10 protein-coding genes are annotated in these 17,848 nt (G+C 60.7%); 8 read left to right on the top strand and 2 right to left on the bottom strand.

Features of this window, described 5'->3' with window-relative positions; translation table 11 throughout:
• Positions 1-44 precede the first annotated feature (44 nt).
• A complete protein-coding gene (locus FFS45_RS00555) occupies positions 45-401 on the bottom strand; it encodes a hypothetical protein (RefSeq protein WP_137952744.1) in 357 nt (118 codons plus the stop codon).
• A gap of 257 nt (positions 402-658) precedes the next feature.
• Complete coding sequence (locus tag FFS45_RS00550; RefSeq protein ID WP_137952743.1) at positions 659-1,966, bottom strand: MFS transporter; 1,308 nt, start codon at positions 1,964-1,966, stop codon at positions 659-661.
• A 486-nt stretch (positions 1,967-2,452) separates the two neighbouring features.
• Between FFS45_RS00550 and FFS45_RS00545 the strand changes: the two genes are divergently transcribed.
• The 8 genes from FFS45_RS00545 (at position 2,453) to FFS45_RS00505 (ending at position 17,774) form a co-directional block, all read left to right on the top strand.
• Positions 2,453-3,229 carry a hypothetical protein gene (locus FFS45_RS00545; RefSeq protein ID WP_137952742.1) on the top strand — a complete coding sequence of 259 codons (777 nt, stop codon included), beginning with the start codon at positions 2,453-2,455 and terminating at the stop codon, positions 3,227-3,229.
• Positions 3,230-3,380: 151 nt separating this feature from the next.
• On the top strand, positions 3,381-6,317 hold the full coding sequence (locus tag FFS45_RS00540; RefSeq protein ID WP_249362499.1) for an EAL domain-containing protein: 2,937 nt from the start codon (positions 3,381-3,383) through the stop codon (positions 6,315-6,317).
• A 223-nt stretch (positions 6,318-6,540) separates the two neighbouring features.
• Positions 6,541-7,056: a GNAT family N-acetyltransferase gene (locus FFS45_RS00530; RefSeq protein WP_137952740.1), complete on the top strand. Its 516-nt coding sequence runs from the start codon at positions 6,541-6,543 to the stop codon at positions 7,054-7,056.
• 286 nt (positions 7,057-7,342) lie between these two features.
• Complete coding sequence (locus tag FFS45_RS00525; protein ID WP_137952739.1) at positions 7,343-7,906, top strand: metalloregulator ArsR/SmtB family transcription factor; 564 nt, start codon at positions 7,343-7,345, stop codon at positions 7,904-7,906.
• Between the two features lie 238 nt (positions 7,907-8,144).
• Entirely contained in the window at positions 8,145-9,344 is a 1,200-nt protein-coding gene (locus FFS45_RS00520; RefSeq protein WP_137952738.1) for a M48 family metalloprotease, read from the top strand.
• A 1-nt stretch (position 9,345) separates the two neighbouring features.
• Positions 9,346-14,868 carry an AAA domain-containing protein gene (locus FFS45_RS00515; protein WP_212745677.1) on the top strand — a complete coding sequence of 1,841 codons (5,523 nt, stop codon included), beginning with the start codon at positions 9,346-9,348 and terminating at the stop codon, positions 14,866-14,868.
• Positions 14,869-14,980: 112 nt separating this feature from the next.
• Positions 14,981-15,688, top strand: a complete 708-nt coding sequence (locus FFS45_RS00510; RefSeq protein WP_171029527.1) for a DUF2807 domain-containing protein — start codon at positions 14,981-14,983, stop codon at positions 15,686-15,688.
• Positions 15,689-15,899: 211 nt separating this feature from the next.
• Entirely contained in the window at positions 15,900-17,774 is a 1,875-nt protein-coding gene (locus tag FFS45_RS00505) for a DUF3857 domain-containing protein (protein WP_249362497.1), read from the top strand.
• The last annotated feature ends 74 nt before the right edge of the window (positions 17,775-17,848 follow it).

Here is a 17,848-nt window from a genome sequence, read left to right as displayed (position 1 = left end):
GCCGCAGGATAGCGGGCGCTGGGCGAGCCGCCCGCGCCAACTTGCTACAGCGCGTACTGCAACGCCAGGTCGAAACCGAGCACCACGAGCGAGCAGCCAATACCGACCAGCACATTCGCGACCCGATGTTCGAAGTCGGGATGGCGGGTGATGCCCGCGCACGCGAGAAACACCACTTCCACGAAGATCTGCAGGCCGACGAACGTCAGCATGAGCAGGAATTCATAGCCCATGTACCTGAAGTTCGCGAAGTTCATGCCGTAGTCGTAGATCCACCGCCCAACCCGATAGACCTCATAGGCCAGCAGCAGGATCGGGAACAGGTAGCTCGTCACATAGGTGGGCACCGTTGCGTGGCGCAGCTCGAGATGAAAATGGTGAGGGTGTTGAGCGGTTTGCATGTCTCCTCCGTTTTCGCGTCAGTCTCGGACCGATACTCTGAGTTTGACTGACGCTCCATTGAAAGGTGCAATTCGAACGCTGCGGCTCTCGATCACGGCGGTCGATTCGACTCGTAAGCGCAGCGGCCCGGTAAAACTGACCCGCGATGACTGACCGGATTGCCCGCGCCGCACCCACGGCGCGGTGTTGCCGGCACGCAACGCGAACTTACGCGGCAACGCACCTGGTTACCCATTTACCTGGGAGATCTGAAGAACTATGGCCTAAGAGGCTCGTCTTCATGACCAAGCGACTGGACGCGTCTTAGCTCGGGAAACAGCTTCATCCAGAGCAATGCTACGCCGATTGTCGCGATGCCGCCTATCAGCACAGCTGGTTGCGCACCCCACCATCCGGCAGTCAGACCCGACTCGAACTCGCCAAGCTGATTCGACGAGCCGATAAAGAGCGAGTTGACGGCGCTGACGCGTCCGAGCATTTCATCCGGTGTGCGCAACTGTACGAGCGAGAGACGCACGACGACGCTGATCACATCCGAGGCGCCGAGCACTGCCAGCGCCAGCAGCGAGAGCAGAAGCTGATGTGAGAGACCGAACACGATGGTCGCTGCGCCGAACACAATCACACCGCCGAACATGGCTGCCCCCGGCCGCTTACGCAGTGGAAAGTGCGCGAGCCAGATGGTGCCGCTCAGTGCTCCGACCGCGGAGGCTGAGCGCAGCAGGCCAAGCCCGAGCGGTCCCGCGTGCAGGATGTCGCGAGCGAACACAGGCAGCAGCGCCGTGGCGCCGCCAAACAGTACGGCGAACAGATCGAGCGAAAGTGCCCCCAGAATCACCGGCTGTTTGCGAATGAAGGCGATGCCCGAGAAGACGGATGCCAGCGTCACGGGTGCGCGGGTGGCGGGCTTCGCCTGCAGGGGAACATGCCAGACCAGGGCAGCCGCGCAGGCGAAGGTCAGTGTGCAAACCAGGTATGCCGGAGCCGGGCCAATGCCATAGAGCAGCCCGCCCAGCGCCGGTCCGACGATCTGTGCGGTTTGGCCGGCCGAGGTTGCCCATGCCGTGGCTTGCGGTAGCTGGGCACGTGGCACCACGCCGGGCAGTAACGACGAGACGGCGGGCGATTCGAAAGCGCGCGCCGCGCCGATGCACGCGGCCACTCCGTAGATGACGGGCGCACTCAGCCAGCCGCTGACGGTTCCAAGTGCGAACATCAGCGCGGCGGCCGATTCTATACATTGGCAGATTGCGGCGATACGCCGGCGGTCATAGCGGTCGGCCACCTGGCCCACCACCAGCGTGAGCGTGAACATCGGTAGAAATTGCGCGAGACCGAGAAGACCCAGCGCGAAGGCACTATGCGTGAGCGCGTAGATCTGCCACCCCATCGCGACCGCGAGCATCTGGAAGGACAGTGACGAAAGCACGCGTGTCAGCCAGAAGCGCTGAAACGGCTTGCTGCGCGGCAGGCTTTGGATTGTCTCGCCATAGGGACTGCTGGGCACTTCGTCTGAAGCGGGGAGGGGCGGTTGCGCGGCCGGTTTATCAGGTTGATGGCTCATCGTTGCGCGAGCCGGAGTCGGTGGCTGGGGTTGATATCGGATTCAGCCACAAGGAAAGAGGTGGGATTGTAAAGAGCTAATGAAAAGCGTCTGGGCCGTTTGATCATTGTTAAGGGTAACTAATGGGCGAGAAATTGGCAGATTGCGAAGCCGGCAAGCTCGGGAAATCAGGCAGTCGCGGCTGGGCGCGATTTAGCGCCACCCGGTGACTCTAAACGACGCTATCCGGCCGCCAAGTGTAGTGCATGTCCCGGTATTTGGCGTACGCAGACTACCGTCGCCGCCGGCCACACCATTCCCGGCCCTGTTCAAGTGCGGAAAATCGATTCCGAAGACACCGTAATTGTTAAGTTGCTCAAAAACATTAGATAGGACTCACCTTCAATTTTGAGTTCGTGAGAGCCTTGTTCTGTCGTGCTGACGCACGGACTTATGGCGTGCCCGGTGCGGCGATTTCTTCTCTTATCGCTCAAATGGGGTTACGAAATGGATCGTCTTAATCCAGCAGTATTAATTTCCGAATCGCTTCGCGGATCAACGATCGACCCGGCAAATTTTGACATGCCGGCGGAGCAGAAAACGGAAAGAATGCCGTTTACCATTCGGATCGTCGCCGACCGTCCGTCCCTTCAAAAGGCCATTGTCATGCGAAAGTTGGCTTACAGCCGGCATCTGCCAGACTTCGCCCGCAAAATGACCATAGAAGAGGGCGATCATGAGCCCGGCACGGTCGTGCTGCTGGCTGAGTCGAAACTGGACGGCGGTCCGCTCGGCACCATGCGGATTCAAACCAACCAGTTTGCACCGCTCGCGGTGGAGCAGTCAGTCGCATTGCCCGACTGGCTGCGGGGAACCCGTCTGGCGGAAGCCACGCGGCTTGGCGTGGCGGGCGGCATGATCGGGCGGGTAGTCAAAATCGGACTGTGTAAAGCGTTATTCTTATATTGCCAGCAACAGCAGATCGACTGGATGGTCATTACGGCGCGTTCGCCATTGGATCGCGAGTATGAAGCCATGCTGTTCCATGACGTCTTCGAAAAAAATATGTTCTTGCCGATGGCGCACGTTGGGGGTTTACCTCATCGGGTATTAGCCAAGCCGGTGGCGATTGCCCGTCAACGCTGGGCCGAGGTGCGACACCCGCTGTTTCAGTTCGTGTTTCAAACCCACCATCCCGACATCGATTTATCCCCAGTAGATTTATCTTTTGGGCCAGAAACGGTAGGATGCCTGGAGGCTTCGCACAATGCTCTCGGTAGGTAAAACAAAATAGTCCGATCGGTAGGCCAATTTATGTACCGTGGCAATGGTGGAGCCAAGTCAGTTCTACCATTGCCCACCCAAGTCGAGGCTCTGCCGCAACAGGGGAATTCGAGGTATGGAACCGGCGACTTTCTTTTCGCGATCGAGGTACATGCGTGCGGGGTCGTTTATCGACTGGCTGCTGTTCACATTCTCGGTATATTGCGTGCCGGGCGTTATCGCGGCTGCCACGGTTCTCGCACTGGTGTTGGCGCCACGGCAATTCGAGTCGAAGGGCTCAGTCGCCGTCGACCTGCACGTGCTGCCGGACGCGACTGGCTCGCTCACCCCCGCCGAGGCATTGCATGCGCTAACAGGCGAACTGCAGGCGCCGCCCACCAGGCGTTACAGCACCCATCTCGCCGAGACCCCCTTCTGGTTTCTGCTCACCCCGCCGGTTGTGAGCTCGGGTCAGCCGACATTGATTGAATTTCCCTCGCGCCACGCGCAAAGGCTCGCCTGCTGGGACGCCTCGAACCTGACCTTGCTCGGTCAAGGCGACCGCAGAAGCGCCCAGGGCGAGATAAGCCCGATCAAGGCGGGCTTTGAACTGGCCCTCGACGCGCCTTATACCCAGGGCGCGGTTCTGTGCCGCGGGACGTTCTCCGGGCCCGCGTATCTAAACGCGCTCGCCTGGAATGCGCACGACCTCGACCGCTCGGCGCTCGACTTCCAGGAAAGCTCGGCATTGATCGCGGGTGGGCTGCTGACGCTAGCCGTGTTCGTGTTCGTCACCGCGCTGATCAATCGTGAATGGACTTATGTGATCTTTTCCGTATGGCTGGTCGGCAACCTGCGCCTGTGCGCGAACGCGATGGGCTGGGACATGGAGTGGATTGGCCGCATCATCCCACCCGACCATATCCAGTTGCTGCGCCAGGGGACGTTCGCTGTCTACTATCTGCTCACGGTTTCGCTGTTCGGTCAGTTGTTCCGCCGCGAGTTGAAGGTGGCGGGTTATCGCTGGACGTTGCGCATCGTGCAGTACAACGGTCTGCTGCTGCTCGCCGCCGCTGCGACGCTGCGCTACGCGCAGTTCATTCCGGTGCTTTGGGGGCTGAGCAGTTTCGGCATGGGCGTGCTGATTTTCCTGCTTGGGCGGCTTGTGTGGAAGACGCGTTCGCGCACCGTGCTATGGTATGTGGCGTCGATGGCAGTCGTGCTATTTGCTACGTTTTCCGAAGTATTGGGCGCCGCCTTCGGCATCAAACTGCTGTTCGGCGGCGTGAATCCTGTGATCGCCGCGCTGTCGTCGAGCATGATGGCCGCCTTTGCGATTGCAGAGCAGATGCGTGCCGAGCGTGAACGGCGGCGCCAGATGCAGACGGAATTGCGCAACACCTATGACGTCACGCCGATCGGCCTCTTCACGCTCGATGAGAACGGCCGCTTCGTGCGGGCCAATCCTGCGTTGCGTGCCATGCTTGAATTGCCCAAGACGCAATACAAGGCGCGGCAATGGAAAGATTTTTTCGAAGCGGGTGCATGGGGTGCCCTGCAGGCGCTAGCCCAGAAGGGGAGCGAGGGTGAGCTCGAATTGAGCGGTTCGCCCGAGCGCGGAACGAACGAGCGGCGCTATTCGTTGAAGGCGACGCGCTCGAACGGCTGGATCGAAGGTTCGTTGCAGGACGTCACCGAGCGTTCGAAAGCTATCGAGCGTCTGCACTTTCTGGCCGAGCACGATCCACTCACCGGTTCCCTGAACCGCCGGGGGGTGGAACGGGCGATTGCGGCACAAAGCGAGGAACACACGCCTTGGGCACTGGCCTATATCGACCTCGATCGCTTCAAGCTCGTGAACGACCTGTTTGGGCATCGCGCCGGCGACGAAGTGCTCAAGCAGGTCGCAGCGCGCACCCGCTCGCTTGTCAGGCCTGAGTATGCAGTGGGGCGTATCGGCGGGGATGAGTTTATCTGCGTGATGAGCGATACGGGTATCGACGAGGCGATCATCCTGTGCCGCGAACTTGTCACCCTGCTTAGTGCGGCTCCCTACCAGGTCGGCAATTGCGCGTTTCAGGTCAAGGCGTCGATTGGCCTCGTGGAGTGCTCGCACGGCGTGCGGGTGCAGGATGCGTTGTCGAATGCCGATGGCGCGTGCCGGGAGGCGAAAGGGGTGGCGCATGGCCACCTTGTCGTCTACCGCAAGGGTGCGGCGGCATTCGAGGAGCGTGCCAAAGAACTCATGCTGGTCGAGACGCTTGGGCAGAACCGCTTGCCCCCCGGCCTGTTTCTCGTCATGCAGCCGATCATGTCGCTTGCGGCGCCGACCGAATCGCTCGACTTCGAAGTGCTGCTTCGCTGGCGCGCGCCCGACGGCTCTACGCTGCCGGCCAGCAAGGTGATTGTGGCGGCGGAGGAGTCCGGCAACATCGCGGCCATCGACAGGTGGGTGTTGGCGACCGTGCTCGAATGGATTGAGACCAACCGGCACGCGTTGCCGAATACGCGTTTTGTCTGTGTGAATCTGAGCGGTGGTTCGCTGAATGACGAGCAGTTCATGGAAGACATCTTTGCCTTGTTCGCACGCTACCGCTCTATTGTTCGCTTCCTCTGCCTCGAGATCACGGAGAGCGTGGCGCTGCATGATCTGGAGAACACGCAGCGCTTCATCGCGCGGGTCCACGAGATGGGCGGCAAGATTGCGCTCGACGATTTCGGCGCGGGATATACGTCGTTCAAGTATCTGAAGGGCCTCTCGGCGGACGCCTTGAAGATCGATGGCGAGTTTGTTCGCACTATGTGCTCGCATCCCGCTGACACGGCCATCGTCGAAGCGATTGTCGCGCTCGCGCGCAATCTCGGCATGCGCAGCGTGGCTGAGTGGGTTGAAGATGCCGATACCTTGCGTGCGTTGAAAGAGATCGGCGTGGACTATGTTCAGGGGTTTGTCATTGCCAGGCCGCAGGAGAGCGCAGCAATTCTCGCGGCCAGTTCGGCGAGCAGTTTCATCAAGGACCCGGCGACCCAAAGCTTTGTCGATAGTCTGCTCGATCCCGCGCCGGTCGAAGAGGAATATGAAGTGCGGATGCGGGCCGGTTTGCATTGAGCGGGGCGGCAGGCTTCGTTACTGTCGCGTTTTGCTTTTGGCTTCAATCTTTGTCTATCCTTATCAAGCGGGGGAGCTTTGCCATACCCGCTTGGGGTGGCAATCAGCTTGGCCGCGTCTGCGAGAATGGCTATCCGCACGAATCGGTATTGGGTTATCGCTGGCCCACTGCGGGCTGCTTTGGATAATCTGGCTGGCTTGAAGTTACAAGAGGACTACGGGGATGCTGGTTGAAATACGCGAGGCAAAGGTGGACGATGCCGAGTCTATTGCATCGGTTCATGTGTTGACATGGCAGGCTGCCTATGAAGGGATTGTGCCCGCGCAGTTTCTTAAGGATTTGAGTGTCGCTGCCCGTACCGAGGCATGGCGAAAAGCGCTTGAGAAGGGTCGCATCCGTGTATTGCTGGCGCACTTAGGCAACGTGCCGGTGGGCTGGATCGCGTTCGGCGCTTGCCGCGATGCGGATAAGGACGCCCAATGGGCGGAAGTGGAGGCGTTTTACGTGCTGCCCGCATTCTGGGGGAAAGGCGTGGGCAGACGCTTAAGCGATGCATCGCGAACGGTGCTGCGCGAAGCGGGCTACCAGAACGTCGCGCTCTGGGTATTGGCAGAGAATCATCGTGCCAGGGTGTTCTACGAGCGAGCCGGTTTTATCCCGGACGGAACGAGCAAGTCGATCGAGATTGGCGCTGCGGTGTTGGGAGAACTTCGCTACTATCGCGGCTTCGCCGACTAAGGCGTATAAGCCACCCCTGCCGGGCCTGACTAAAAAGCATCTGCCGTTCTGGCGCTGCGGACGTGTTTAAGCATGCGCCACCAGCATGAACATCATGCGCCCCGCATCAACAGCGCGATATTCCACCAGCACTCGTCAGACCGCAAAGATTCCGCGGAAGCCTTTGCGGCGTTGGGCCGTTCCCATGTTCCCGTGTGGCATGCCGCAAAGGCTCCACAAAATATTTCTTGTCCGCCTCATTCTATTTTGATAGATTTCTAATTAGATATTTATCTAAGGAGTAGCGATGAACGAGGACGACATCAACGAAATGGTCAGGGTCTTGAAGGCGCTGGCTGATGGATCGAGGCTGAAGATTCTGGGTTTGCTCACCGAGAGCGAGTTGAGCGTAGGGGCGATCGCCGAGGCACTGGGGCTGACCGAGCCGACCATCTCGCATCATCTGAGCCGCCTGGTCGATGTGGATCTGGTAAGCATGGCTAAGCAAGGCAATACGCATGTTTATAGCCTCAATGCCACCAACTTGCAGAACTTCCAGAAGCACTTCGAAGTGACGGCGATTACGGAGGAGCAGAGCACGCCTTTCGCAGCCAATGCAGACGCCGAAACGCAGCGGATTCTCAAGTCCTTCATTGTTGGTGGACGTCTCGTCAAGATTCCGGACATGCTCAAGAAACGCCGTGTTATTTTGCGCTGGCTGGTCGAGCAACTGGATCCGGTCCGCGAGTACAGCGAGAAGGAGATCAACACCTTCCTCAAGAAATTCCATGAGGACTGCGCGACCTTGCGGCGAGAAATGGTGGACGGTCAGTTGATGACCCGCAAGGACTCGATTTACCGGCGGGTTTAGGAGAGCCTGTTGGTTGTCAAAGAAGGTGCCCGCCGGGTTGCGCATATCGCGGAGCCCGCCACAGATCGACCGCAAAGATATGCGATCATATGTGGCCAATTAGTGCCGTAATCGGCACAGGAGCCGATTCGGGTTCCTTAAAAGCCGAACGACGTTTGTGGGAATTCGATCCGGGCCTTGAGAACGTATCGTCTCCTGGATCGTTCAACATCCTAGCTGTGTGTAAAGAACGAACAATATGAATGACAGCGTCACGAGGAACGACCGGGTGAGCGCACCATTGCTCGAGCCGCTTGCTTATCATCGGGCAATCGTTGCTTTTCTTCGAGAAAACGAGCCGGAGATCTGGAACTGGAGCGCATCGCAACGAACACACGAAGAGCATGTACAGGAGACGCGCTCGCAATTGCTGCGCGAAACCTACCGGCTCGATGCCGAGGCTCACCCGGAGTTACACGAGGACTGTCGCTTGGTTCTAAACACGCTCGGACTCGATGCGCCCGTGACGCTTTACCAGGCCGCGGACAGTTCGATGAACGCGGCCTTAAGCTACATCCCCGGCGAGATCCATCTGATTTTCTACGGACCGGTCCTGGAGAAGCTGTCGAAAGCCGAGCGCATTGCGCTACTCGGACACGAACTGGCCCACTACAAGCTCTGGTCGATCAATGACGGTGCATATCACGTCGCAACCCGGATTCTCGATCATTCGCTTGCGTATCAAGGGTGTGCGCCAAGCCACAACGAGACGGCGCGTGCTTACCGGCTCTACACGGAGCTGTATGCTGACCGGGGCGCCGCCCAGGCGGCCGGTTCGCCGAGGCCGGCTATCGCGACGCTGGTGAAGACCATGACGGGCCTGTCTGTCGCCGATCCTGACGCCTATCTACGTCAGGCCGCCGAACTTGAGTCAGAGGCCGGCAAGTCCTATGGCGAAACGCATCCCGAGGTCTTCCTGCGAGTCCAGGCACTCCATAAGTGGTGGCAGCAAGACACGGGCGTCGAGTCCTGGATCGACGCCCGCATTCGCGGTCCGCTTTCATTGAATGCTCTGGATTTGCCGCGTCAGCATGAGTTGACTGCGCTCACGCGTGGTTTCCTCGCGCGGCTCGCCGCTGACCCAGCTGCGGTTGGCGAGGCGGTCCCGGCACAACTTCGTCGCTATTTTCCGGACTGGCGCGTTGATGAGCTACCGTTCGATAACGCGGCCCTTGCGCCAGATCGTATCGACGATTCGGTACGCGACTATCTGATCGCCTTGAGCTTCGACCTCGCCATGGCTGATCCGGACGCTCGCGACGCCCTACTGACCGCGGGAGCGCATCTTGCACAGGGCTTCGGCGGGCTCAACGCTTACCGCGTTGCACTAAAGCGCGATCTAAAGCTTGGCAAGCAAGCTATCGAGCGCTTGCTCGCACCGCTTGGGGAGGGCGCCTGACATGAACGAACCGGTTGAAACGTTGAATCCTACTTCCGTGCCGGTGACGCTAGAACAGCGTCTTCTTGAACTCACGGGGCCGTTGCCTGCGGAAGACGTCGTGCATGCGCTAGTGCCATTGATGCGCGCCGTGGCGGCTTTGCACAGTGCAGGGCGGGTCGCCGCGCTCGGGTCCGAAGATGTCGTCGACACGGGCGACGGCAGGCTCGTGCTGGTCGTGCCGGAAGGCGTCGAGCCGTGCCTGAATGAAGCGAAGCTACGGCAGATGCAACCGCACAGCGGTTCGGCGCTGCGTATCGTGGGTGAGTACCGGGTCACGACGGATAGCGACACCGGCACCCGTGTTGAAGACCTGCGAGCCGCTAGTAGCGATGCAGATGACGAGCTGCTCAAACCCGCCTATCAGGTCGGCTATCGCTGCTGGGAGTATGCAATCGGCCACCATGATGAGCTGACCGACGTTTTTTCCATCGGTTTGATCCTTGCAAGCCTTGTCTGTGACCTCGATTTTAACGATGAGGCCGACGTCACCCGTTTCTCCGCGCACCGGACCAATCCATTCGTTTTCAATCGATCGTTGCATCCGGTGATCGCCTCGCTGATAGGCGAGATGACCGCGCTCAATCGTCATGAGCGCGCCAGCGATCTGGCCGTGCTGGCGGACCGGTTGCAGCACTACCGCGAGCAGCCGGCCGGTTTCGACGTGGAACGCGTGCTTGCCGAGGCAACCGGCGTTCCGGGCCGCCGTGTAGCCGTACTCAGCCACCTGCGCGACCGGCTATTCGATCTGTCGCGCCGCAATCGGCTGATTCATTTCCGGCCCAGCCAGGGGAACGTCAACTTCACCGTTGCCAGCGTGCCGGTTGTGATGCGCCTGGATGCGATCCGTCCCGAGCAACTCTGCACCTGGAATAGCGCATTTGCGAGGGACGTTCTGAGCGGCCGGCAGGTGTCGCTGGCAAAATGGCTGCGCTTCGAGGATCAGCCCTATCTGTCCTCGGCATTCGACCGCATTCTTCAGGAGGCGCAACGTGATCGAGCGGAATACGGTTATAGCCATCTGCGTCTCGTAGTTGCGTTTCTCCACTGGCACAACCTCAAGGATGCGCCTCACGAACGGATCACCTCACCGCTTCTATGGTTGCCGGTCGAATTCGCGAGAAAGAAGGGCGTGCGCGATCAGTACCTGCTGCGCTGTGCCGACACCGAGGCTGAGTTCAACCCCGTACTGCGTCATTACCTGCGGCAGATCTATGACATCCAGTTGCCCGAAACGGTGGATCTGACCCAGACCAGCATCGAGACCATCCATGCGGACCTCGTGGCCCAGATCCAGCGCAGCGAGCCAGGGGTGAACCTCGCGCTCACGGATAAGCCCGCGATCCGGCTGGTTCACCAAAAAGCTGTGCAACGGCTGCGGAATTTTCAGCGCCGCCGCGGGCGCAGCGCCCGTTCGAAAGCGTTGACGCGGCCGGATTTCAGCTATGACCGTGACGATTACCGTCCGCTCGGCCTCGCGCTCTTCGAGACTTATGTGAAGCCCAGCCCGCTGCCGCAGCGTATTGCCGTGGGTGCGGCAATGCCTGCGCAGCCGGAGCGCATGCTGCCCGGTAGCGGCGAGGCCGAGTCGCTGGCTTATTCGCTGGCGCGTGGCGAGGGTCATCGTTTCTCGTGGGAAATCGACCTGACCCAGGTCACGCTTGCCAACTTCAACTACAAGAAGATGTCGCTGGTGCGCGATTACAACCAGCTCATCGACGAGCGCAGCGTCGCGACCTCATTCGACCATCTGTTCTCGATCGAACCGCGCGCCCTGGAGGAGAGCGCACCCGAGCTGTTGCCGTCAGCGGAACTCTGGGGCGTCGTGCCGGCCGATGCGACGCAGGAAGCCGCCGTGGCGCTTGCACGCACCGGCCGCAGCTTCATCATTCAGGGGCCGCCTGGCACCGGCAAGTCGCAGACGATCACCAACCTGATTGCTGACTATGCGGCCCGCAACAAACGCGTGCTGTTCGTCTGCGAGAAGCGGGCCGCACTCGACGTGGTGTTCAATCGCTTGCGCCTCGCGGGACTGGGGCGTCTTGCCTGCCTGATTCACGACTCGCAAGAGGACAAGAAGGCCTTTGTGGCAGACCTTAGAGACTGCTATGAAAACTGGAGCAAGAGCGACGATACGCTCGACGCTTGCCGGGCTGCGAGGGAGCGAACGATAGCCGCGCGTGACCGCCATCTCGGCCGTATCGAAGCGTTTGAGAAGGCGATGACGCGCGTGCCCGATGCCGCCGGTCAAAGCCTGCGTGTGCTGGTGCGCCGCCTGATCGCGCTGCCGGAACCAGTGGAACTCGGAGCGGCGCTCCGCGAACGCTTGCCGGCTCCGGTGGAGTGGGACGCGCATCGCGCGCTGGCAGAGCGGCTTCACCGCGCAGTGGCGGACGCGTTTGGTCTGTCGAGTCTTGCTGCGCATCCGTTTGCAAGGCTCTCGCACGCCACGGTCGCACATGAACGCAGCTATGCCGAAGCTGAGCAGATGTTGATTGAGGGCGAACGTCTATTTGATGCGCTCGATTCCGTGCTTGAAGGCGAAGTGGGCCTGCTTTCCGCGGAACTGACGCTCGGTGAAGCGTTGCGTGTGGTGCAAGCCATCAGGCAAGCGACCGGGACCAACCTGGCGGGTAACCTTGCTCTGCTGGATCCGCAGTCCGAGGCGTCTGCGGATTTCAATGCACGTCGCGAGGAAGTAGGGCGCAGCCACGCCCGGCTTGCCGCAGCACTCGAGGCCTCATCGCACTGGACCGATCCGCTTAGCTCCGGCGACACCCGTATTGCGCTGGAACAGGCACGCCGGCAGGAAACGTCGCTATTCAAGTTTCTGAACGGTGCATGGCGCCGCCTCAAGCGAACGGTACGGGCGCGCTACGATTTCGCCGCGCATGCAGTGGAGCCGAGCATCGTGACAGTGCTCGAACAGCTTGCTGCGCGGCACGAAGCGACCGAGGCCGACGAACATGCCCGGCAACTGCTGAACCAGCGCTTCGGCACCACGGATGGTGAAAAGCTGGCCGCACTGCGCGACGAATGGACAAATCATCCGCCTGCGAGCGTCAGCGCCTTGCTCCGCGATCTGCGGCACAGCACCGAGCCCGCGGCTGAGATGGCGCGCGTGACCGCCGTGGCGGACGCTGTCGAAGCGCTTGGCGCACTGGCAACACAGCATCTTGAAGGTGCGCACGAGATGACACTGATGGCGCTGGCCGAGACCATACGCGATCTGCGCGAGGCGCTCGAAGATCTACCCGATCTGCTGCCGCTTCTCGGTGCACTCGACGCGGCCGGAGAGCGCTTCGCCTTTGCCTTGCGGACGGTGCCGCTCGATCCCGCTGGAATCGAAGCGCTGGTTTTGCACGAGGCGATTGTTCGCGCCTTTCGTGAAGAACCGGCCCTGCAGCGCTTCGATGCGGCGGACCTGGCATCCAGTGCGCGGCGCGCGGCGCGTGCGCGGACCATCCTGCAGCAGGACAACGGGGCGTTCATCTGTGCGGCCGGCCAGCATCGGTTTCGCAGCAATGTGAGGCGCTCGTCGATCTCAGTCAGTCAGCTCGATACGGCGGGACGTGAGTTTAAGAAGCTCTATACCACTGGCCGGCGCGAACTTGAACACGAGTTCGGCAAAACGATGCGCTACCGTTCGATCCGCGATCTGGCCGATGGCGAGACCGGCGCGGTGGCGAGCGACCTGAAGCCGATCTGGCTGATGAGCCCGCTTTCGGTTTCCGACACGTTGCCGTTGCGTCACGACCTGTTTGATGTGGTCATCTTCGACGAAGCGAGCCAGATTCCGACTGAGGAGGCGGTACCGGCGTTGAGTCGTGCGCCGCAAGTCATCGTCGTGGGCGACGAGATGCAGCTTCCTCCGACGAGCTTTTTCTCGGTGACCCGCGATGAAGAGGACACCCAGGTGAGCGTCGAGGAAGACGGCGAGGCACTGGCGATCCAGCTCGATGCGGACAGCCTGCTCAACCAGGCGGCTCGCACGTTGCCCGCAACCTTGCTTGCGTGGCATTATCGTAGCCGCTCGGAGGCGTTGATCAGTTTTTCCAATGCTGCCTTCTACGACGGCCGTTTGATCACGATACCGGATCGCACGCTGGCGGAGAGTGCCAGCGCGCCGGAGCCCCTGCACTCGGAAGCGCCTGAGGCGGCGGGGACAGCCGTCGAGCGGATGCTGGCGCGGGCGATCAGCTTTCATCCGGTGGCGGACGGCGTTTATGACAAACGGACCAACCTGCCTGAGGCCCGGCTGATTGCCGGCATGGTGCGCGATTTGCTGGCACGCGGGCCCGGTCCGAGTATCGGCATCGTCGCGTTTTCGGAAGCGCAGCAGGGCGAAATCGAAAGCGCGCTCGAAGCGCTCGCCGCCGACGATGCCAGTTTCGCCGCGCGTCTGGAGCAGGAGTACGCACGGGAAGATGACGGTCAGATCAATAGCCTGTTCGTGAAGAACCTGGAGAACGTGCAAGGCGATGAGCGCGACATCATCCTGCTCAGCATCTGCTATGCGCCCGACCGCAAGAAGCGGATGACCATGACCTTCGGCCCGATCAACCAGCGCGGCGGCGAGAAGCGGCTCAACGTGATTTTCAGCCGTGCCCGCCAGCATATGGCGGTGGTGTCGACCATCCGGGCCGAAGCGATCACTAATACGCACAACGACGGCGCGCGTGCCTTGCGCACTTTCCTCGCCTTCGCAGACGCACAATCGCGCGGCGATGCCGCGCACGGCCAGGCGATTCTGGCGACGCTCAACCCCGAGGCGCAGCGCGTGTTCGCGCGCGTTGCGCCGCCCGATGCGCTGCGCCATGCGATTGCCGAGGTGTTGCGCGCGCGCGGGCATACAGTACAGACGGATGTGGGCAGCGCCAGTTTCCGTTGCGATCTGGCGATTGTCGCCCCAGACGGTCGTAGTCATGCGCTTGGTATTCTGCTCGATGCCCAGGCGAACGGCCGCACGGAAGACCGCTACGTGTTCCAGCCCGCCGTGCTTCGGCGCTTTGGCTGGAAGGTGATCGATATCCCGTCGAATAGCTGGTTGCGCGATGAGGACGCAGTGCTTGCCCAGATCGAGGCCGCGTTGCGCGTTGATCCGGCGGCGCCGGTCGACGACGATCCGTTCGAGGGCGTGCCGGCCAGCGTTTCACTTGAAACCGCTGCAAGCCGTGCAAAGGCGGAGCTGGCCGATCGTCCTACCCAGGAACCGACAGGTTTCACCGAATTGCGCTTTCAGCAGGGTATCTCCGACAAGTTCTGGAAGATTGCGGCAGGGGAGAATGACGTGACCATTGTGTTTGGGCGCATGGGGACCAAGGGCACCACTACCGTCAAGACTTTCGAGACCGCTGAGCGTGCTAAGCGGGAGACCGCCAAGCTGATCGCGGAGAAGCTGCGCAAGGGGTATGTTGAAGTCTCCGGTTCGTCGACGATGACTGGCACGCTTTCCCCTGAACTGGACGCGAGCGATTCAGCATGACCGTCGGTATGAGGTGAGCAGCGCACGGACGCCGGTTTGACGTCTCCCACTCCTTAGGCGCATCATGCGCAACCGGAGTGGCCCAAAGCCGAGACAAAGGATCGATAAAACCATGAATATATCCGTCGCCGCACTAACCGTCGCAGCAGCCTGCTGCATTCTCACCAGCCTGGCGGAAGCCCAGGGCAATCCGGGCGGCATTATCCGTGTCGACTCGCCGGCTGGAGCGTCTTCGGGCGTCGCCATCGTTGCAGGCTCTGATAGAACCGAAGCGCGGCAGGCAGGCAAGTTTTCGGGTATCAGCCTGGATGCGCCTGTTCAGGTGAGCGTCTCGATTGGCGCAACGCCGTCGATCTCAGTGTCCGGTCCTGCCGACGTCGTGCCGCTCGTACTCACGACCGTGCACGACAACGTATTGGATATCACGCTCAAGGAGCGGGTAATCCTGACGAAGCCGGTCAAGGTCGTGATTACGACGCCGTCCTTGCTGGCCATCGATCTTTCGGGCTCGGGATCGCTGAATGCATCCGGCATTAGCGGCGATTCACTGAATCTGAGTGTCTCCGGCTCCGGCACGGTCGTGGCCGCCGGTAACGTGAACATGGTGAACGTGGCGATCAAAGGCTCCGGCGGTGTCGACGTTCGCGCGGTGCATGCCAAGGGCTTGAACGCAAGCGTGCAGGGGTCGGGCGATCTACGCGGCTATGCGTCGACCTCGGCAATTATCAACGTGGCCGGTTCCGGCGACGTGCGCATACGCGGCAATCCTCCTGCGCGGATCGTCAACCGGTCCGGTTCCGGTGATGTGAGCTTCGAGTAAATGGGAAGTATCCGCTGCGTAGACCTGAAAAATCTGAAAAAACACGGGACTCCTCAACGAATAGGGAAGTCCCTGCCTTAAGCTCATCACGTAGGCTTTACACGTGTATTAAGGTGGAGCAATATTGCCTGAGGGCGGCGGGTGAATATAAATCAATATTTCCCGTCTCCTTGTTGCGCCTCCCCGATTTAACAAAAGACAGATCAAGTCAATGCGTAAAATTATTCAAGTGGTAGCCGCCGCAATGGTGGTTGCCGGCCCATGCGCCCAGATTCAGGCAGCCGAGTTTCAGCCCAATTTCACGTTGGTTTCCGACGACATCACCTACACGGTCAATGCAGACGGCACCTATACGAAAGACGAGACCGAGAGCCTGCGACTCAATACCGAACAAAGCGTCAAGCAGGGTAGCCAGGTGTCGTTGCGTTACAGCACGTCACTGGAGGATCTCGAAGTACTTGATGCCTATACGACCACCAGGGATGGCAAGCGTATCGATGTCGCGCCCGACAAGATCATGGAGCAGCAGAGCGCGCAAAGCGCGGGCGCGCCGATGTTCGACGACAGCAAGGTGAAGACCGTCATTTTCCCCGGGGTCGAGACGGGTTCCACGATCACGTTTCGCGAACACAGAACGCAGCGCAAGGCGATTTTCCCAGGCCAATTTTCGCAGATCGAATACTTCGGCAACCATACCGAGATTCGCTCCGCGGTTGTCACGGTGCGCGCTCCCACCTCGCTCAAACTATATGTAGATGCGAAGGGCATGAACGGCGGCGCGGTGGCATCTGACAAGCCGGATACCCAGGTATGGCGCTGGACGCTGGAGAACAAGCCGGCACACGCACCGGAACTGGAGTCCGTGAGCGCGAACGACGATAGCCCGCACGTTGCCGTTAGCACCTTCCCGAGCTTCGCAGCCGTCGGCGCCGCATATCAGGAGCGTGCCTTGCCCAAGGCGGCCGTGACGTCGGCAGTCCAGGCCCAGGCGGACCAGTTGACCAAGGGCATGACTGATCCGAAAGCACAGGCTGAGGCGCTCTACAACTGGGTCAGCACGCATATTCGTTACGTCGCTATCACGCTCGAGTTCGGCGGCGTCGTGCCTCATGACGCCGATGCGATTCTCAAAGCGGAGTACGGCGACTGCAAGGATCATGTGACACTTCTGCAAGCCTTGCTTGCCGCGAAGGGCATCAAGAGCACGGCGGTGCTGGTGAATAGCGGCAGTCAATATTCGCTGCCGGGTGTGGCCGCACCGCTTGGCGTATTCGATCACGTCATCACCTATCTGCCGGATCTCAACCTGTACGCGGATTCGACGGCGGGCCTCGCGCGCTTCGGCACATTGCCGGGCCCCGAGCTGGGCAAACCTGGGTTGATGGTGGACGATGGCAGTGGCAACGCGAAAATCGTCGAGTTGCCGAACGGCACGCCGGACAGTGCGCGGGAGCAGGCAACAACGCGCATCGCGCTGAATAGCGACGGCGATGTGAAGGGCAGCAGCGAGGTTGAAAGTACGGGGGCGCTCGACTGGGTTACGCGTGAGGCATTCGCCTCCATCACCCCAGGCGTCGAGCCGCAGATTGCGAGCCGGATCATGTCGCTGACGGGGCAGAACGGCACCGGAAGCTATCAGCATGGCGACGTGCACGATCTGACGAAACCGTTAGTTTACCGAACGGAGTTTCAGGTGCCGGGCTATGCGCAGTTGCCGGGACCAGGGGCGATGCAGGTGCCCGCGGGGCTGGGCAGCCTCAATGATCTCGCCTTCACGTTCGAGGGACTGGGGACGGAAAAGCGCGACTTCGCGTTGCCGTTCCTGAATCGCCACGTCACGCAGACGATCATCATCACGCTGGCGGATGGCATGACGGTGCCGAATTTGCCCAAGCCGGTCAAGTTTGCGTCGCCTTTCGGGACGTACTCGTCGACCTATGTGGCCGATGGCCGGACGATTACCGTGACCCGCGACCTCGTCATATCGAAGCAGAGCGTATTGGTGCAGCCCGACGAATATCCGGAGTTGAGGAAACTGGGGCTTGCAGTGACGCGCGATCTGCGCACCCAGTTGCTGTACAACTGAGCGTACTAGTTGCGCTGGGTGTGCTGCGTTTGCAGGAGCGGCGCGTGTCCCGAGCCTTAGGACGACGCACGCTG

This window comes from Burkholderia sp. 4M9327F10, from assembly GCF_005503145.1.
Taxonomy (GTDB): Bacteria; Pseudomonadota; Gammaproteobacteria; order Burkholderiales; family Burkholderiaceae; genus Paraburkholderia.
Note: the sequence above shows the minus strand (reverse complement) of the source record. Positions and strands in the feature narration are given on the sequence as shown.